This window comes from Micromonospora sp. NPDC050417 (assembly GCF_044458865.1).
Lineage (GTDB): Bacteria > Actinomycetota > Actinomycetes > Mycobacteriales > Micromonosporaceae > Micromonospora_G.
The window spans coordinates 152,929-172,274 of the sequence record NZ_JBITIH010000014.1; the positions used below are offsets into that span (position 1 = coordinate 152,929).

Here is a 19,346-nt window from a genome sequence, read left to right on the forward strand (position 1 = left end):
AGTTGAGAGGTGACACACCAATGACCATTACCTACAACTTCGGCGCGATCGGCGACGTGGCGACCGCGATCGGCACCTATCAGGGCAACCTGGACGTCGAGCTGGGCGAGCTCTACAACGCCTTCCAGCAGCTCTTCGCCAACGACTGGTCGGGCTCCGCCGGCCAGGCGTGCGACCAGGCCCAGGCCCAGTGGAACCAGGGCGCCACCGAAATCAAAGAGGCACTGGCCCGCCTCGGCATGAAGCTCGGCGCCTCCGCCGAGCGCATGCAGGAGGTAGACAACAGGATTTCGGCGAACTTCTGAGGAACCTGCTGACAGCAGGACATCGTCGGGAGTCCCGGTGAGGTGGCACGCCTCCTCGCCGGGACCGTCGGCTGCGGCGGCTGACCGACAGGTAATACGCTGGACCGTGCGCCCAATCCAGACGCACGGCGATCGGGCGGATCGCGGTTCTCGGGGGAGGCACGATGGGGGTTCCGCAGGACGACCACGTCGGTGGCACGTCGTCGGATTACAAGCCCTTCGGCGACAAGGTTCACGTCGAGGTCACTGACCTGGTCAGCTACTTCGAGGAGATGAACAACCTCTCCGGGCAAGCCGGCGGTGCGGCCAGTACGGCGATGTCCCAGATGAACATGCTGATCATGACGGGGCTGGCGACGTCGGACGATGGCCAGACGTTCCCTGAGGGACTGCAGGCAGCCCGGTTCATGAACCATCGACTCAGCGACTTCCAGCACTTCACCGCTGACGTGACCGAGGGCGTACGCAACATCGGCTCGGCGGCGGCGGTGGTGGCGGAACTCTACGAGAACTCCGACAGCGAGAACGCGGCCAACGTCGCCGACATCGGCTTTGTCTTCTCCGAACCGGGGGCGAATCCGCCACGCGGCTTCCGTAAGGTCGAGAGCTGGTCCGAGTACGAGCAACGGTTGGCGGAGGAGGCTGGCCCCGTCCCCATGGCGACGATGGGTGACGCCGTTACCCCCAGCTACAGCGTACGGATAGCGGCCGGACTCACCCACTACTACTACTCGGACGGCTCCTACCGCGTGGAGCAGTACCAGACCGAACCAGGCACCGCGGGCTGGACCAGCGAGTCCCAGGTGTCGACGACGACCGTCTACGGGGCCAACGGACAGGTCGTCTCGACCGTGACCGAGCGGACCTACTCCGTTCGCGGCACCCCCGTGAACAGCGTCACGACCAGCCGTGGGAACGACCAGAACGGCAGTACGTCGACCACGACGACGACCAACAACCCTGACGGCAGCATCACCGTGACCAACGAGAGCAGCAGCACTGTCGAGGGCGAACGGCGCGACGCGGACCCCACCACAACAACCATCCAGCGCGACCAGCATCGCGAGGACGGGACCCAGGGTCCGGTGGAGAGCGCTTCCGAACAGCTCGACTCCCACGGTATGGACCACACCGTCCGTGAGTACGGCGCCGGGTACTGAGGGGAGGGCCAATGGCGGGCGAAGGGGACTACTTCGGTTACACGTCGGCGCAGAACGAGCAACTGCAGCTCAACCGGCAGATGGCCCGTCGGATGGGCGAGGACATCCGGCACTATCCGCCCCCGGCGAGCGGCGAGTACATCGAGCCCACACGCAACTGGGACACGGAGGAGGGCAGGACCCTCTCCTCCGACCAGGAGAAGCAGGCCTTCTACGCGGACAGCATCGAGAAGATCCGCAAACGGATCATGGCGCAGGACGCGACGGTGGTTCGCCAACTGGCTGACCAGTGGTACGAGGTCAGTCGGGTTCTCGATGACCTGCGGACCCGGGTGCTCGACGCTTCCAGGAAGCTCAAGGACGGCAGCAACGGGAAGGACGGCTGGACCGGTGCGGGCGCTGATGCCTTCCTCGCCCGTGGGCCAGGCGCGACCCTGATGTCCATTGACGCGTGGGAGGACGCCGCCATCACCAACTGGCTCGGCACGCTCGCCCTTGCCGGGGTGATCGAGAGCCGCCAAGCCGAGATGTCCCAGCTTTGGGAGCGGTACACGCGCGGGATGGTGGACGCGAGTTCGCGGTGGCTGCAGTCCAAAGGGTTCGACTCGGTCGACGATCTTCCGGCGGGCACCCCTTACGCGGACCAGTACGTCACCTTCATGCGGGACAACCAGCTCGGCTGGAACTGGGAGGCACAGCGGGTCCAGTTCGGGATGGCCCGTGACTACTGGTCAGTGATGAACGAGGACCTGGCGGGTGGGCGGGCCACCGTCTACGAGGGACCCACGGACGCGGTCCGGTTCAATCCTGATTTCATCGCCCGTCACAAGCTTGGCGAGCTGGGCCTGCCCAACATCGCCCCGCCGCGTGTCAACCCGAACATCACCGGCCCGAACATCACCAAGCCGACGGTCCGTCCGGAGGTGGTCCCGCCGAAGGTGACCCAGCCGAAACCGAACGGCCCGAACATCACTGCCCCGAACGTCGTCGCAGACCTCCCCGACACGGACGCCACCGCCCCGAATCTGACTCGGCCGGACATCACTGCCCCGAACGTCACCGCGCCGTCGACCAACCTGCCCGTGGCGCCGCCGGTCGTCCCGAGGACACCGCCGGTCCAGGCACCCACCGGCGCGCCGGTGTCGCGGCCGGGCAACCTGCCGTCGTTTGCCAACCGGGGACTGCTGAGCAACCTGCCCGGCGGTGGGGTGTCCAGCGTGCTGCGTGGATCCGCCGGTGTGACACCCCCGTCCGCAGAGGGTCTCCCGCCGTCGATGCCGCAGTCACGCGCCGGCCAACCGCCACCGCCGCAGGTCAGGGGACGTGGACCGGCTGAGGGTGGACCGGCGGCGCCGGCCACACCGCCGGCCAACAAGCGAGGTACGGAAGCGCCGCCTCCTCCGGCCGTTCCCGGTGCCCCGGACTCCACGAACCAGTTCGGTAGCCCGCCGGGGGTGCCGTCCTCCCCGGTGCTACGCAATCCGCGGGCCACTCCGCCACCCACGGGGGGACGGGGGAGCGGGCCGCGTCGCGGCGACCCCGCCGTACCGGGAGCACCGTCGACCACGCACGGCCCCGCGTTTCGATCGGATGCGGCGCCACCGGTGCTGGGTCGGCCCCGAGCGAGCAACCCGCCGGGATCCGCGCCGATCCGTCCTGCGGCTCCCTCCATCGGACCGAACGCCCCTGCCAATCCGCTGGCCCCGCCACCGCCACGGACGACGCCGGTCGTCGGTCGACCCGCCCGTCCCACTCCAGCGCAGTCGCAGCAGGCCGAGCCGACCTCCGGTGTGGTACGCGGCCAACGGCGGGCCGCGTTCTCCGGCCAGACCGGTGAGATAACGTCGCGCAAGATGGCGACCGAACAGCCGCAGGTCGATCCGGTGGACCGCGACTTCGAGAAGATTCGCAAGATCCTTGACCAGGAGGGTGTGTGGACCGTCGAGACCCCCGGGGGTGGAGTGCTGGACGGCGTCCGGCCCACCGCCGCATCCGCGGAACCCAAACCGACCCTCGGCACGTGAACGGCCGCACGGTACGTCCATGGGCGCTCGCGCTTGCGCTGGTGGCGGTACTGGCGGCGGCCGGTTGCGGGGACGCGGACTCGACGACCGGCAGCGGCCCTGACCGGGTGCTGACCCAGCCGCCGCTGCCGTCGCAGACGACGGCCGCCCCCCGCACCTCCTCGGCTGATCAGGGGCCGGTCTACGCCCCGAGCGGTAGCCTCTGCGAACGGGCCGACCTGGCCTCACTCGCGGAGCTCTTCCCGAAGGCGGAGACCCCGCTCGCCAACACCGCGCGGCTCTGCGACACGTCCCGGTCGTCGGAGAGCATGGTCGTGACCCTCTCGATCGACGCGGAGCTACTCAAGGACGGACGGTGGGCGAAGGAGTTCTTCGACACGGCGCGGCGGCGGGCGAAGACCGCGCCCACGGACGTACCCGCCGCTGGCGCGGGCGCGTTCTGGACCGGCGACGAACGCACCGTCGAACTCTTCAGCTACCACGGCAACCTCGTGCTGCAGATCCGTCTGCACGCCCTGCGCGACCAGGACCGGCTGCCGGCGGACACCCCGGACCGGCTCGCCCGGGTAGCCGCCGGCACGTTCGCCCGCCTGGCACCATGACGGGTCCCGAACCGGGCCGCCAGCCGCCGGGCGCCCGGTTCGCGATGAGCGTCGTCCACCCCGGGTCGCCGGTCCTGCGGGTCCGCTACCGGCAGGGTGTGCTGGTCACGCCGTACGGCTACCCGGACTGGGCACTCTGCGCCCGCGCGGTGGTGGAGTTGCCACCTCCCGAGCCTGGGCTGAGCCACGACGAGGTGCGGGTGGTGGACGTACTCGCCGCCAACGCGGCGATGGCCCGCGCCGCCGCAGGACTCGACGGTGACCCGCTCTGGGCGACGTCGGATGTGCCGGACGGGTCGACACCACCCGCTCGGGCCGTGCCGACTCCGGCCGGCTGGTGCTGGGCACACGTCGCACTGACCCGCCAGGTCGCGCTCGTGCCGATCGAGTTGCACGGGTCGTACCGACACGGGGGCGGGTTGAGCACATTGCCGGTGGCCGGGCGCGGACTACGGCTCGACGAGCGACCGACACCGGTGCCTCCCGGTGTCACCGAGGCCGTCCCCGAGGAGATGCTCGCCCTGTTGGAACAGGCGTTGGGTTGGCCGTTGCCGGACGCGTACCGCCGTTTCCTGGCCGCGACCAACGGTGCGGGACCGGCGGCGCCCGGGGTGCTGCCCGGTTACGGATTCGTCGTTGACCAGCCGTTGTTCGGCATCGCCCGCGAGGACCGGCATCAGGATCTGTCCTACCTGGTGGAGTGGGTACGTGACCGGCTGACCGTCGACTTCCTTCCGATCGGGTACGTGCAGGGCGGGCTGCTCGCGGTCCGGGTTTCCGACGGCGACCTCGATTCCGTCTGGTATCTGGATGACGACGACCCGCGCGACCGTGACGGCTACGACGCGGAGTACGTCTCTGGGAACCTCCTGCACCGCTGCGCCGACAGCATCGACGACTTCTGGGCGCGGCTGGGTCAGCCGTCTCGGGACCTGGTCGCGGTGGCCGACGCGTGGGTCGACGCGGGCCAGGTCGTCGAGGTCCGCACCGACTCGACCGGGGCGGGACTACCGCCCAGAATGAGAGCGCCCTGGCAACCGGCGGCACCACCTGGGCGGGATGCGCTGGCGGCGATGTTCGAGGCCCGATGAGATCTGGGAAGTCGATGAGGACGGGAGCTGGGTGATGGTGGAGCCCGGCACGGACCGGCCGGAAACGCCCTGGGCTCCGGCGAACGAGGTGGAGCGCCGGTTGCGCGATGCCGCAGACTCGGGCGACCTACCCGGGCTGATGGGCGTTCTCGCCAGTGCGCCGCTGTACCTGCCCGGATTTCGCGACGACGAGCCGGTGGACAGGGAGCGTCAGCGGCTGCTGACCCGCGACCGCGACGGCGTACCGTACCTGCCGGTCTTCACGTCTCCGGAGGCCCTGCACCGTACGGTCACCGCCGACGGGTGGCGCGCGACGAGCCTTCCGGAACTGGCCCGGACCACGCCGGCGGGTTGGGGGCTGGCGATCAACCCGGTCAGCCCTGTCGGTGTCCTGATCGCGCCGGACAAGGTTGCGGAGTTGGTGCCGGACGCGGCCGTACTGGCCAATTTCGTCCCCGCGAACGAACTGGAACGGCTGCTACGCGACGCACTCGCCGTGCTCGACGGCGAGGTGCTGCTCGATCTGCTCGTCACCGCGCGGGTGACGGTGCCGACCCAGGCTCTCGACGTCGACGGCGTACCGACGATTCCGGTGTTCACCTCGTCCGAGCGGTATGCCGACTTCTTTGCCGGACGCAGCCTGGACCTGTCGACGCTCACTCTTGACCTCATCGCCGTGGTGCGCCAGTGGCCTGGCGGAGACGTCCGGCTCGCGGTCAACCCGGGCTCGCCGATCGCGATCTCATTGGGCGGCGACCGGGTGCGAGGACTGCTGGCGTACGCGATCGAGCTGGCCCGCCGCACTGAGCAGCCGGCGTCGCCGCCACCTGCCACGTCAGGCACATCTGGTCCGACGCCGCCCATGCCCGAGCCGCCGATTCCCCAGCAGCGCGCCGGTGGCATCGCCGACCTGCTGCGCGGCGGTGACGGCTGAACGCCGGATCGGGCGGGCGTCATCTATTGTCGAGGCAGGTCGGTGGCAGCGGATACCAGCAGGGCCACAACGGGGAGGTGCGAGCATGGAACGTCCGCAGTGGTCAGCGATCAGCGGCATCATCGGTGACCTTCAGCGTACGCTCGACGACGCGGCCCAGACCCGCCAGCAGGTCATGGAGATCACCGGGACCGCCTGGTCCGACGATCGCATGATCAAGGCCGTGGTCGGTCCGCGTGGCCAGCTCGTGGAACTCGAGATCGATCCCCGGGTCTACCGCACGCCCAATTCCAAGGCCCTCTCCGCGTCGATCCTCGCCACCGTCCGCGCTGCTGTCGAGGACGCCAACCGAAAGACCCGCGAGGTCATGGAGCGGGTGATGCCGAAGACGGCCGGGTTCCTCGGCAAGACGGACTTCGACGTGATGATGGACAACCACGACGCCGACCTGCCACAGGCGCTGCGCAAGAGGGAGGAGGAGGGGAATGGGTACGTTTCTTAACGTCGACGGGGATCCCAACGAGGTTGCCGGCACCGGGGCGGTGCTCAGGTCTATCGCGGAGTCCTTCAAGACCGAGACCCAGGCGGTGCTCAGCGAGATCAACGCGGTGCACGCCGAGCGCCCGTGGGGGTCCGACGAATACGGCAACGCCTTCGAGACCACTTACTACGCCGTCCCCCCGGGCGCGGAGGAGCCGTTGCCGGACCTCGTGCAGACCGGAATGTCCAGGGCGGGTGAGATCCTGTCTCGGGTCGGCGACGGGACGATCCTCGCCATGACGGAGTACCAGGGCACGGATGTCGAGAACGCCACCGGAATCAACGGGACGAACGCGTCGTGAGCTGCTGATGGGCGACACTGTCGAGATCTACCTGGGCTATTCGGGTCCGGCGCAGCGCCTGGCTCACCGGGTGGCCGAGGCCCTGGACCTGGTCGGCTACTTCTGTTCCGGCGAGGGCTGTCTGCTCCCGGTCGACGGTCGGCCGCTGATCGGCGTCGACGGTTGGGGACAGTTGGCGCTCGACGGCACCGACCGGAACCTTGACGCCGGTGCCGAACCTGACGAGGAGACAACGGCGTACGCGCCGTACGGGTTCGAACTGTCGCTCGACTTCCGGGGACCACGCGAGCAACTCGGCCAGGTGATCTTCGAGCGGCTGGCGGGTTTGGGTCTGCCGATGGCGTACGGCGACTATCTGCAAATCCGCGCCGATTTCCGACCCGGCCGGGGCGTCAGGCAGTTCCCTCCCGACACACCGGCCGACGAGCAGGGCCGCCCGGTCTGGTCGGACCTGCCATCGGTCGGCGATGCTGTGTCTTCCGGAGAGCGGCTGCTGCCCGGTGATCCAACGACGGGTGGCCGGGTCGTCGTCTTCGATGCCAGCACGTTGCTCCAGATCATCCCGCTGGTGGACGAAGACGGGCGGTGGCGCTGGTCCGGGCCGGTTGCCTCGGTACTCGGTACGGTGAGCGACAACGATCTCGGTCTGCTGCTGGACGCCGCACTGCACCCCCGGGTCGGCTCCGGCCACGTCGGGCGGGAAGTCATCGACTCGGCCGCGTCGGCCAGCCGATTGTCCGTCGAGGATCTACTCCAGAGTCGCGGGTCGGTCGAGGTCCGGGCCGAGTCGGGGGAGGTGGTCGTGGTCGGATGCGGGCCTCGCTCGGACATCGGCGACGCTGCCGGGCCAGTCATCGACGGCTTGGTCGACAGTCTGTCGGTCAGCGCACCGCCGGAGGCGCTCGGCAGGATGGTGCGCGAGGTGTTCAACCAGTTGACCGCGCGATTCGGGCCGGCGGGCCGCGAATAGGAGCCGTTCTGCCAGCAGACGGACGATCAATACGCGTGAACGATCAGCGCCATCCTCAGGTGGCCGCAGTGACAGGAGGTGTCTGGTGGACGGGGATCGGCTGACCGCTGCTGTCGAACGCTACATCCTGAGCCCGGACGAGAAGGTCATCGACCGGCGGGACTGGCCGGACAGTGTGGCCATCAAGACCAACTGGGGTTGGTACGACGCCGAGCCCGCCAACTGGCTCGTCGCCCGGGAAGCGTGGGTCGAGCAGGCAGTCCGGCTGGTCATGGACGCCTCCATCGAGGACGTCCCGCTGTCCACGTTCGGCCTGCTTCTGCGGCACGACCGCGAGGTGCTCTACCTCAACGACCAGGCGACCATGCGCGGGTTGGGCGGCCGGATGGGCGACGACCTGGACCCGATCGCCTACGCCGAACTGCTGGCCGAGTTCTACTCCGGCCCGGATATCGATCGTCCCGTGGTAGCGGCCGACACGGTCAGCGACTTCACGAGGCCCGGCTGGTTGGTCCAGGACGTCGACGCCACCCTTCAGGAGCATCCGCATCTCGAGTCGGCAGGACTCGCACCACCCCGGGTCACCCAAACGGCGCAGCGGGTGGAGCTGAGCTTCCACTCCTGCCGTTACTACCTCGACTCGGTTGGCATCAAGGGTTCTTTCGACGTCCTGCGGTGGACGGTGACCGGTGGGGCGGGGCAGGAGGTCTCCTGGCGTCGGGAGTACGTGGTCAAGGGCGTCAAGCGGGCCTGACCAGCACCAGAACGGGGGCGGGAAACCACCGGGGGGAGGTCCACTTTGGGCGACAACGTCGCGGAGGACGCAGCCGACGCCGCGCTGGAGGCCGTACGCCAGTGCATGATCCAGATCAACGAGTGGATCCCCGTACTCGGTGACTTCCTTGAAATGATCACGCAGTGGCCGGAGGCGCGGCACAGCCGTCTCTTCGACCTCTCCGACTCCTACCTGCACGCCGCCGAGCTGTACAGCGCCCACATCGAGGAGTTGCAGGACTACCTGGGCGACTTCGACGCATGGCAGGGCGACGGGGCGGCAATGGTCGCCCGCGCGCAGTTCCAGGGCTACTTCGACGAGATCGCCGGCATGGCCGAACTGCTCGGCGCGGTGCAGCAGACGGTGCACGCCAAGGCCCTCGAGATCGAGACCATGAAGTGGATGGCCGTCGTCACGTTGGTGATGATGGCGGTCGCGCTGATACAGGCGATCCTCACGATCTGGACCGGAATCGGCGGAGTGGCCGGGCTGGCCGCGATCGTCACCGCCCGGCAGTCCATCGTGGCGCTGGCCCGCCAGCTCGTCACGCGGCTCTGGCAGGAAACGGTACGGGCCGGTGTACGGCAGTTCACCCAGAACCTGGCGCGAAACGCCGCCCGCGCCGCAGTGCGCGGCGGGATCATGTACGCCGGTGTGATGGGCGGCATCAAGGGCGGGATCCTGCTCATACAGGCTGCTGAGGGGCACGACCCGTTCAGCGAGGGCTGGGCGACCAGATTCGGTGTCGAGCTGGTCGACAGCTTCATCGCCGGTGCGATCGGCGGTCCGTTGACGTTCGGGATCCGCAGCCGGGTCGTGGAGGCGGTGGCGTTCGGACTCGGCCAGACCGCCGACAACGCCCTGCAGTACGGCCGAGATCGACTGCTCGACGCTGCCGACCTGACCGACTGGGCCCAGCGTAACCACCTCTACAGCGGCATGACCCTCGACGGTCTCCTCAACGCGGTCACTCCGGCGGCGCTCATCGGCGAGATCGTCAGTGAGGGTCGGCGTCCTGGCGGCCGACCGGATCTCATCACCCCGACGGTCGGCCAGGCCGCTCAGAACCTGTTCGGCGCAGCGAACGCGGCCACACCCGCGCCGAGCAATCTCGCCCCGCCTGCTGTGCTCCCCAGCCCTGCTGTGCTGCCTACCCCGGTCGGTGCCCCGGCGGGTTCGCCGACGAATGCACCGTCATCCGCGGGTACGAGCAGCACCAGCAGCAACGCCGGCCCGGCGACCAGCCAGTCCGGTACTCGGACGGCGCCCGCCGTGCCGGCGGGTGCGTCCGCGGCTACCGCCACCGCCTCGACGACGACCTCCGGTTCCGGCACTGCGACGGCGACCTCGACCAGCCGCGACGCAGGCACTACCTCGACCAGCCGCGACTCCACGAACGCCACTTCCCATCCGCCCGACACCCGTTCCGATCCGGGTCCGGTTCCGACCAGTCAGTCGCACGGCGAGCGATCGGCCGCAACACCGACTCCCGCGACACCAGAGCCGGCCTCCTCTGCGCTCTCGACAGAGTCCGCCGGCCGAACGAACCCGACCGTGACGGAACCGGCGACCAGCACCCGCACCGATACGTTCGCCACCCCTGATGCCGGTGCTCGGACGGCGGACCAATCGGTTGCGGATGGCGACCGCACCCGCGACGCGCAGGTGCCGACGAGCGCCGATTCGGCGCGGAGCATCGACGGGTCGTCGTCACCCCCCGCCCTCGCCGACGACGGCACGATCCCCACCTCCGAAGCCGGAGACACCACCGCGTCGACGGGTTCGGAGGATGGCGCCCACGATGCGGATGGCCCCCGGGCCGACCAGCGGACCGACGACGCGCCACCGACCGGCCCGACTGCCCCATCAGCACCCGACGGTGGCCGGGCCGATCCCGGCCAGCCGACCCGAGCCGATTCGGCCCGGGGTGAGTCGCCGGCCCCGACCTCCCCGCCCGACGTCAACGGGGATTCCGGGCGCGCCGAATCGCGCTGGGGGGAATGGAAACAGCGGATCGAGCAACGAATCGAGGCACAGTACGCGCATGGTGTCGCCGAGCACCTCGGGCGGCCGCCGGACGGCTCGGACCCCACCCCCGGGTCGCCGCCGCACCTGACACCTGATCTGGTGCAGCAGGCGCTCGACACCCGCCCGGAAAACCTCAACCGGTACGGCGAACGCCTACGCGGTTTCATCGAGCAGAACTTCACCCGGGTCGACGAGACCGGCACGCGTCGCCCGTTGAACGCGACCGAGATTGACGCTCGTCTCGAACAGATGCGAGGCGAGGGGCACGATCCCCACCCTCCGGCTACCTCCACCAGCCCTCCCGAGCCGGACAGCGTCGACCGAAGCGATCCCGTGGAGGGTGTCAACCGGACCGACCGGCCCGAGACCGGGACGACCGGCCGACCGGACGTGACGACGGTGCCCGAGCCTGTGCCAGGAGGCCGTCCCGACGACAGGCCCGCTCCCGAAGCTGAGGCGGGAGCACGGCCCGAGACCACGACCGAGCCCGAGCCAATGCGTGCCGAAGCGGACGGTTCGGCACGAGCCGACGCCTTGCACTCCTCCGAATCCGAACTCCGACCAACCGACAGTCTCGGCCCCAACTTCCCGGCGCCCGACGGTCGAACCGGCGCGGACCTGCCCCGGCAGGTTCGGGAACTGGTGGCCCAGGCACGCCAGCGATTGCTCGACAACTACCCGGAGCATGCGGTGGCCGGCCGCCTCCGCGACCTGGACGACGTAGCGCGGATAGCCGACCGGCTGCAGAATACGGCCGGACAGGCCCGTGTCACCGGTGACACCGGTGACCTGGTACGCCAGGTGCGCGAACTCAGCTCGGCGGTCAACCAGTATTCCGACCGGTACCGGAACTGGCACCACCCCACCCGACCGGACCTACCGGCCGACCCGGGATGGCGTGACCTTGACGGCGTCGACCCCCTCAACTCCGTGGAGATGGCCAACCGAGTCTCCTCGATCGACCCCGAAACTCACCGGTTCCACGTCGTCGACCAGGCCATCGCGATCGCGAAGATCGGTGACGTGCTGGGTCCGGAGTTCGAGGTCCACGCGAGGCGTACCTTTGCGCGGACCGTCCCGATGAACATGCACCACGCGGGGGAACTCCTGTCCGCCGCGGACGCGTCACACCTCGCGGAGAGCATCAGCGGCAGCAGCCGTGGTTTCTACGACTCACGCCTTGGCATCACGTTCATCAACCCGACCGGTGCGGCAAGACATCCGGTAACCGGTGAATCGATCACCGTGCCCCGGCCGATCAGCGCCATCGCCGCCACAGTCGTGCATGAGGGCATGCACGCGATGCAGGTCAACATGGCCCTGCTGTCCGACCTGGCCAGGACCAGCCTGCCGCGAGCGGAGTCCCGTCGGCTGGTGCAGCAGCTCAGGCTCGAGCGAGAGTTCCAGGCGTTCTCGGTGCAACAACGATTCATGCACGGGTTGGCAGGATTCCGCTCCCCGGACCCGCAGGTCGACCCCCGAATCCCGAGTACGGACGGGTACCGGGACACGGCCGCTCTCACTCCGCGGCAACTGGCGGACGACCTCTTCGTCCGCTACGGGCTCGATCGGAACGCTGTGCCGGAGAGCCTGATTTCGCAGCTCCGTGAACTCACCCCGGAGCGGGTCACCGAACAGGCCCGTACCGCCATCGCCGAGTCCGTGCACCCCCAGCCCGACCAGCGGCGGGAGGGCGGCCTGCACGGACCGATCACCGCCCATGTCTTCGACCTGCACGGGTGGGATCTGGAGAGCGTTCGGAGCCGCCAGGGCGAGATGGCATTCGCGCCGCTCGGCGACGGGTCCGCCGGAGCAGACCGACAGGATTCCGCCCCATCACCCGAGGCGGAGACCGGACCTGGTGAAGATCGCGGTTCCCACGCGCAGAGCCGACCGGACCAGGAGAACACGGTCGACGGCGACGGCGGGGTCCAGGGCGAGAACAGCCCGGACGCCTCCCGCCGACTGCATCTTCCACTCGATCAGTTCGGGCCGCTGGACCCGCAGCAGCCCGGACCGTTGGGCGACTCCTACACCCCCGGCGTCTACGACCGGCACGACGGCACCCCGCAGGGCTTCGACGCCCGGGAACGCGAGACTGCCGCGCTGCGGGCCGCCGAGGGCAGGCTGGTCACCAGGTTGCCCGTACATCCCCTCAACCACGCGGGGTACCGATCGCTGGAAGCGTGGGAGCGAACCGGTCCTGACGACCCTGGCCGTGGAGTGGAATACAAGGACGTCGGCCGGAACACCCGGTCGGCTGTGGACGACCAGCTTCGGCGAGGACTGGAAAAGTTCAAACCGCAGCCGGACGGGAGCCGTCTCGCCGGCGACATCGTCCTGGACGGTCGAGCGACCGGCCTCAGCCGGGACAACGCCCTCAACTCGGTTCGTTCACGACTCGGCCGGATGCTCGGCGACGGAGACCAGCGGCTCGGTCAGATCGGCCGGATCGACGCCTACCTCGGCGACGGCAGCCGGGTCAGCTATGCCGACGGTCGGATCACCGTTCACAGCGACCGCGGTGAGCAGGTGGTCGGCGAGTGGGACGCCGACGCCAGGAGATTCGTGGAACCGCCGGGTCGGACCCCGGAGGACATCCGTACGGAGCTGGAACTCGAGGGAGAGAACCCGCCCGTCGGCGACCACGGACCGGATTCCGGTGGGCTGCCTCAGCCGTCGGGTTCAGATCCACCCCCGGACCCGAGGCCGCCGTTGGCGTCGACCCGCTCGATCGGCCCCGGCAACCTCGCACCGATCGAGAACCCGCAGTACCAGCGGGACGTCGAGGAGAGCCTCCGCGCCGAGGGCGGCTACCTCGTGGGCGCGGACCCGTCGACCCACCCGTACGGGCAACTGGTCAACGATGGCGGACCCGAGGTGGTGGGTCGAAGCAACAACTGCCTCGACTGCTCGCTGTCGGCCCTGTCGAGCTTCCACGGCCGACCCGAGGTCTCCGCACCGCGCTGGCCCGACGAGCTTCCCGGCGGTTCGATTGACCGGAACACCGGCGAGGCCCTCGGACTCGACCGCGCTGTCGCCTGGTTGGGGCAGGAGTGGAGCGGCCCGTCGGCCCCCATGCCCGCCGACCCTGACGGCCGGGCCGCCGCCGTGGCCGAGCAGTACCGCGCCCTGCATCAGCAGATCGCGGACGCGGGACCGGGCAGTTCGGCGCTGGTCGTCGCCGACTGGCTCGCCGTCGACCCCGTCACCGGGCAACTACGCACGGATGAGAACGGTGCCGTCCAGAGCGACGGTGGTCACGCGATGGTGCTGGTCTATCCGCACGGCGCGGACGGCCCGATCTGGTGGGATCCGCAGTCCGGCAGGACGTCGCCCGAGCCATTCGCCGGCAACGTGGCTGCCACCCACACGCTGTGGCACATCCGTGGCGACGCACTGGCCGCAACGTCGTTGCCGGACACATCAGGCGTCGTCGGGCAGCCCGACAACGGGGTACAGAACAGCGAGGAAACACCACATGAGTCAGGATCCGGAGATAACCGAGGATCAGGCACGGGAGTTGATGAGCCGGCTGCTCGGGACGGGGGCGCAGATAGCACTGCACCGGTTCGAGTTCGGCTGGCTAGCTCGGGAGATTCTGCCGGAGCGGGAACGTACCTGGGGGATGCAGGTCGGTCAGGGGAACTTCGTGATCGACAAGACGGGCGTGATCACGGCCCATCCGAGTCTGCCGATACCGGTGGTGATCGAGGACTACAGCGAGGCCCGGAGGGCAGGGCGGACGATCGGCCGGCAGATCTGGCCAGAGCCGAGCGAGGCGTCCCCGAACCAGTAGCGGCCGACGCCGACAGGGCCCGGACGGCATACACCAGCCCCGACGGTCGGCATGACCAGACACCCGATGCGCCCCCGGTGACGTCACGGGGCGCGACCGCCCCGGCGCGGCCCGACGACCACTCGGCGACCGTCCCGGAGGGCTCGCCCGGCGAGCCGGATCCCGTCCCGACCGACCAGCGGGTCGCGCCGGACCCGGTGACTCGGCCCGAACTGCCGGGCTCGTTGCGGCGCATGTTCGACGGCCTTCGCCGACTTTTCGGCTTCGGCGACCCGCCGACCGCCGTCGCCGTGCCGGAGACCAGCCCGAACCCGTGGTCGTACTCCCGTCCCGAGCTGTACCGCGCCGACCCCGCAGTCGTCTGGCCGGACGACTCGACAGCAGACCTGAGCTGGCCTGACCAGACGTCGACCAGTCTGGGGTGGCCTGACCAGACGTCAACGAACCCGCTCTGGCCAGACCACTCGACTTCCGACTTGTCGCCCGTACCCGAGGCGAGCCAGCCCACCGCGGAGCCGGCACCGGCGCCGTCGCCGGAGAGTTCCCACGACGAGATCTGGAGCGACCCGCCGTGGCACCGCGACGGGCGCCCGCCGTCGCTGGACGAGCTGATTCCGTCCACCGATGCCGAGGTCGCGCGGTGGACGGACGCGGTCCGGGAGGAGTTCGCCCGCCACCTTGACGGGCTGGAGTTCGCCGGCATGCGGGTCAGGCTCGACCTGACCGACCCGGAGACGTTCAGCGTCTACCGCAACAGCGTGGTCATTCGCGCGGCCGTCATCGACGGGGAGGTCGGGCACGTCGGTCGGGTCGTCCGAGAGTTCCGTCGTGACCACGACGGAACGCTGATCGCCGAACACGTCTCGCTGAGACTCTCGTCGACCGTGCACGGCCGGGGGTTCGCGGACGAGTTCAACCAGGCGATGCGGGAGTGGTACCGCTACTCCGGGGTCGACCACATCAGTCTCCGGGCCGCCTCGTCGGTCGGTGGCTACGCCTGGGCGAGAGCCGGTTTCGACTGGCAGCCGGACACCGGACACCACGCGCGGACGGTCATGCAGCGCGTCGGAGCGGAGATTCGTAGTGCGGAGGCCGACGCCGACGCGGTGACCAGATGGGCGTCCGGCGACACCACCGTCGACATCGACGTCCTGCGCGCCCGGTACGGGGCGACCGACCCGGACGCGATCGTGACCGAGATTCGGCGGCAGCAGGAGGGTGCCCGGGACATCCTGGACCGGGCCGCCCGCCACGGGTTCGGCAATCCCGGCTACCCCAGCCCCTTCGAGGTCAGCCGTGCCGGCTGGAACGGGCAGCGGGGGCCGAAGGCGACCTGGCTCGGCAAGCGTGCGCTGCTCGGTGCCGACTGGCGGGCGTACCAACGGGTCAGCGACAGTGGTCCGCTCCATCCGCGCAGCGCCCACAGCACCCCCGAACCGACGCCTCCGTCGGGCACCGGGCGACACGCCGCAGAGCGCTCCGTCGGTGAAGGGTCCGCTCCCGATCCGCGTCCTCCGGCTCCACCGGGACGGGCGGTGGACACCACCCACACCGGGCCGGACGACCTGGCCGACGCGCAGCCTGGACGGGACGAATCGACCGGAGCCCGGATCAGACCACGCGACGACATCCGGGCGATGCAGTGGGCGGCGGATGCGTACGACCGGTTCCGCGCCGACAACTCCGACGTCCCCGACATTGCCCGTAACCTGGCCGACGTCCAGCGCTCGGACGGCAGACTCGGGTTCACCCAGGCGGAGATCGACCAGATCAAGCAACATCTGATGGTCGAGGAACACCTCCTGGACGACTACGAGGGCGGTCACGTCAGCCAACGGTTCGCGCCGGACGAGGACATCGCCGAGGCATGGATCCGCTTGCGCGAGGGACGGCACGTGGATGCCGATCTCGTGTTGCTGGAACACGAACTCGCCGAGTCCAACTACCTGCAGGCCCATCCGGGAGCCACGTACCGTGAGGCGCATACTCACGCGACCCAGTCACACGACTGGGCGAACGTGGCGCCGGGTCGTACCGGCGAGGACCTAGACAGTTCGTGGGGGGAGGGGCGTCCGGATGGCGATTCTCGTGGACTTCCAGAAGGTCGGGGAGGACAGTCAGGAGGTCGAATACGCCTTTGGCTTTCCGGAGACGGATCGCCGGATGGTGATCGAGAAGGAGACGCAGCAGGGCAGACCGCTGGACGGGGTGGAGAATCTTCTCTACCGGAAGGCGTACCTGACGATAGTGCGAACCCGGTTGGCCAACGGGACGTGGCCGACGAAGGGCGGATACGCGGCGTAACGGACGAGGGCCAGGGCGCGCCGACAGCCCACCTGCCGGAACAAGGCGACGGATCAACGGACACCGCGAGTGAACCGGCGGACGGCTCCGCCGCGCCGGCTCGGGTGCCCTTCGACTTCGAGCGATTCTTCAACGATCCCCGCTGGGCGGACGAGGCGACCCGGTTCGAGCAGCAACTGGGGGCGTACTACTTCAACGACCCCGGCACCGTCGACATCGCCCGCGAAGCAGTCGCGAGGTTGCGGGACGTACTCACCGAACTCACTCCACGGCAGGCCGACGAGAGCGCGTCCGCGTACGCGCGCCGGGTGGAGAGTGCGTTCTTCCGCGACGACGCCGCCGACAGCGCCGGCCAGGTTGGCACCGGTGTCACCCTCGACGACCTGATCGCCGAGGGGAACCTCCGCGAGGTGATGACGGCGTTCTACAACGCCGCCTACTTCAACCGTGGGGCGTCGACCACGCTGGCGAGCACGCTCCTTCACGTGATCGACAACGGGCGCTGGAGCGCCGCTCGGGACGTCGGCCTGGATCTCGACCAGCTCGCCACCATGCGGCGGCAACTGGACGAGAGCGTGAACCGGGCGATTCTGGGTCGGTTGGAGGCACGGTTCGACCCCAGCGGCTTCCGCTTCGCCCGTGATCCGTTCGGCACCGGCAACGTCGTGATGCTCTCCGAGCGCGGCCTGCGGGATCTCGCGGAGGTGGTCCAGAGCCAGGCGAGTCGGCACAACCGCACACCCGAGGAGCAGGAACAGCTTGGTCTCATCACGTCTCCCGGCTCGTACGACGCCCTCGGTACGCCGCTGGGCCGGTTCGAGCGGGCGTACGTCGAATCGGTGCTGGGCGGACCGCTGACCCCGGACACCCCGCTGCCGTGGCGGGAGGGGGTGACCGCACATGAGACGACCGCGAGCCGGTGGGCGAGGCGCATCGCCGGTGACGGCTTCCCCGTCGTGGACGGGGTCTCCGCCACGACCACCCGGATGGTGACAGCGGCGAGGTTCATCGGTCTCGACCCGACGAAGGTGCAACGGTTCGTCGATGCGTTGATGGGTTGGATGCTGCCCGGCCGGGACCATTCGCTGTTTGAGATCGCCCGGGGTGCCCAGATCGCCGGCGCCGGACGTCTGGCGCTGGAACCGCGCTCCCGTACCAACGGCGTGGACTTCTACCGCAGCGTGTCCGGTCTCGACCTGCACACGTTGCGCACCCGGATCCTGCCGGACGGACTGTTCCCGCACGAGTCCGTGTACCTGCGGCGTGCGACCGACCCGGACGGGTTCACCGAGACCCTGCACCCCATGGTGCGGGACACCGCCGCGAGGCTCTGGCCGCAACTACGCGATGGTCACGTCACCGATACGGACCTCGCCGACTGGCTGCGCCGTAACGGAGTCGACCCGGGCGATGTGGCTGCGGTCCGCTCGTTGGGCGAACGGCTCTCGGAACCGCACGTGATGGCACTGACCGTGTATACCCGGCACAGTCATTACCTGATCAACAACGTCATCCGCACCCAGCTCTGGACCGCCGGGGTGTCCGAGAGGGTGGTCCGGGCGAGGATGACGGACAAGGCCGTCGAACTGGTCTCGAACTATCTGGAGAACCTCCGTACGGGCCGCAAGGCACTGCCGCTGCCGTTGGCGCTGCGCCCCGTCCTGCACACCGGGGACGGCCATCTCGACTCCCGGTCTCCGTTGCGGTCAAACGTTCAGGAGTGGATGGACGCCACCCATCGGATGGAGGAGGCCGCCCGCCAGGCGGCGGAGCACGCAGCCGCTGACCGGCAGGCGGCGAAACGTCAGGCTCGTCGTGCTGAGGACCAGGCGGGCCGAGAGCGCGATGCGATGTGGGATCGGATCGTCGCGTCGCTTGGTCCGCCGACAAGCCGCCTCTTCGACGAGATGCGCTGGCACGCTGATATGGTGCACGACGCCACGTCACGTCTGCCCACTCTCGGTTCGGCGGATGATCCGACGCTCGCGTACCGAGGCGACTGGGTAACACCGGTGCATTCGCCTATCTACGGGTCGCGGCTCTGGTCACAAGGAACGGCACGCGAGTTCCTGAGCGTCAGTCGCCGGCTGGACGTCGCAGTCCGGTTCATGGCTGAGAATCCTGCCAGTGACCGAAAAGTAATCGTCGTCTACCATCTGACGGGCAGACAGGCTCGGGATATCTCAGTCTTCTCGTCCTTCGCCGAGGACCAGGAGGCGGTTCTTCCGCCACGTTCACGGACCCGCCTGGTGGATGCACCACAACTTGTCGATCGGATCCGAAGCGAGCTTGACAGGACCGTGGACGAGATGGTCCGCAACGGCGTGATACCGGAGGCGCCGCACGGCTACAAGGTCATCGTTGTGGAGGAGGAATAGTTGACTGATTCGTCGGAGCTGGATGGTGTGACTCGGACGGTCTACGGGGGCCTGCACAGGTTGCTGTTCCGGTTTGCTGGTCGGGTTCCCGATGAGTGGTTGACGCACACCCGTGACATGTTGGGCGGCGGTGA

General features: G+C 69.1%; 11 protein-coding genes. All 11 read left to right on the top strand.

Annotation, left to right across the window (positions count from 1 at the left end):
• Nucleotides 1–20 precede the first annotated feature (20 nt).
• The 11 genes from ACIBF5_RS19545 (at nt 21) to ACIBF5_RS19595 (ending at nt 19,212) form a co-directional block, all read left to right on the top strand.
• Entirely contained in the window at nt 21–305 is a 285-nt protein-coding gene (locus ACIBF5_RS19545; RefSeq protein ID WP_396813477.1) for a WXG100 family type VII secretion target, read from the top strand.
• Between the two features lie 164 nt (nt 306–469).
• Nucleotides 470–1,465, top strand: a complete 996-nt coding sequence (locus tag ACIBF5_RS19550) for a hypothetical protein (RefSeq protein WP_396813479.1) — start codon at nt 470–472, stop codon at nt 1,463–1,465.
• Between the two features lie 11 nt (nt 1,466–1,476).
• A complete protein-coding gene (locus ACIBF5_RS19555; RefSeq protein ID WP_396813481.1) occupies nt 1,477–3,489 on the top strand; it encodes a hypothetical protein in 2,013 nt (670 codons plus the stop codon).
• On the top strand, nt 3,486–4,091 hold the full coding sequence (locus tag ACIBF5_RS19560) for a hypothetical protein (protein ID WP_396813483.1): 606 nt from the start codon (nt 3,486–3,488) through the stop codon (nt 4,089–4,091). The genes ACIBF5_RS19555 and ACIBF5_RS19560 overlap by 4 nt, the downstream gene beginning before the upstream one ends.
• Nucleotides 4,088–5,182, top strand: coding sequence for an SMI1/KNR4 family protein (locus ACIBF5_RS19565; RefSeq protein ID WP_396813485.1), 1,095 nt, complete (start codon nt 4,088–4,090; stop codon nt 5,180–5,182). Before ACIBF5_RS19560 ends, ACIBF5_RS19565 begins: the two co-directional genes overlap by 4 nt.
• 34 nt (nt 5,183–5,216) lie before the next feature.
• Nucleotides 5,217–6,116, top strand: coding sequence for an SseB family protein (locus ACIBF5_RS19570; RefSeq protein ID WP_396813487.1), 900 nt, complete (start codon nt 5,217–5,219; stop codon nt 6,114–6,116).
• Between the two features lie 85 nt (nt 6,117–6,201).
• A complete protein-coding gene (locus tag ACIBF5_RS19575; protein ID WP_396813489.1) occupies nt 6,202–6,618 on the top strand; it encodes a YbaB/EbfC family nucleoid-associated protein in 417 nt (138 codons plus the stop codon).
• Nucleotides 6,602–6,958: a hypothetical protein gene (locus ACIBF5_RS19580; RefSeq protein ID WP_396813491.1), complete on the top strand. Its 357-nt coding sequence runs from the start codon at nt 6,602–6,604 to the stop codon at nt 6,956–6,958. Before ACIBF5_RS19575 ends, ACIBF5_RS19580 begins: the two co-directional genes overlap by 17 nt.
• Nucleotides 6,959–6,965: 7 nt before the next feature.
• On the top strand, nt 6,966–7,928 hold the full coding sequence (locus ACIBF5_RS19585) for a hypothetical protein (protein ID WP_396813492.1): 963 nt from the start codon (nt 6,966–6,968) through the stop codon (nt 7,926–7,928).
• A gap of 85 nt (nt 7,929–8,013) precedes the next feature.
• Nucleotides 8,014–8,682 carry a hypothetical protein gene (locus ACIBF5_RS19590; protein ID WP_396813494.1) on the top strand — a complete coding sequence of 223 codons (669 nt, stop codon included), beginning with the start codon at nt 8,014–8,016 and terminating at the stop codon, nt 8,680–8,682.
• Between the two features lie 45 nt (nt 8,683–8,727).
• The gene (locus ACIBF5_RS19595; RefSeq protein WP_396813495.1) at nt 8,728–19,212 is read left to right on the top strand and encodes a toxin glutamine deamidase domain-containing protein; all 10,485 of its coding nucleotides are present in this window, start codon (nt 8,728–8,730) and stop codon (nt 19,210–19,212) included.
• Nucleotides 19,213–19,346 lie beyond the last annotated feature (134 nt).

Excerpts from the sequence above, each read along its gene's own strand:
- ACIBF5_RS19545 (WP_396813477.1), top strand. The coding sequence starts at position 21 with ATGACCATTACCTACAACTTCGGCGCGATCGGCGACGTGGCGACCGCG.
- ACIBF5_RS19550 (WP_396813479.1), top strand. The coding sequence starts at position 470 with ATGGGGGTTCCGCAGGACGACCACGTCGGTGGCACGTCGTCGGATTAC.
- ACIBF5_RS19555 (WP_396813481.1), top strand. The coding sequence starts at position 1,477 with ATGGCGGGCGAAGGGGACTACTTCGGTTACACGTCGGCGCAGAACGAG.
- ACIBF5_RS19565 (WP_396813485.1), top strand. The coding sequence starts at position 4,088 with ATGACGGGTCCCGAACCGGGCCGCCAGCCGCCGGGCGCCCGGTTCGCG.
- ACIBF5_RS19570 (WP_396813487.1), top strand. The coding sequence starts at position 5,217 with ATGGTGGAGCCCGGCACGGACCGGCCGGAAACGCCCTGGGCTCCGGCG.
- ACIBF5_RS19575 (WP_396813489.1), top strand. The coding sequence starts at position 6,202 with ATGGAACGTCCGCAGTGGTCAGCGATCAGCGGCATCATCGGTGACCTT.
- ACIBF5_RS19580 (WP_396813491.1), top strand. The coding sequence starts at position 6,602 with ATGGGTACGTTTCTTAACGTCGACGGGGATCCCAACGAGGTTGCCGGC.
- ACIBF5_RS19585 (WP_396813492.1), top strand. The coding sequence starts at position 6,966 with ATGGGCGACACTGTCGAGATCTACCTGGGCTATTCGGGTCCGGCGCAG.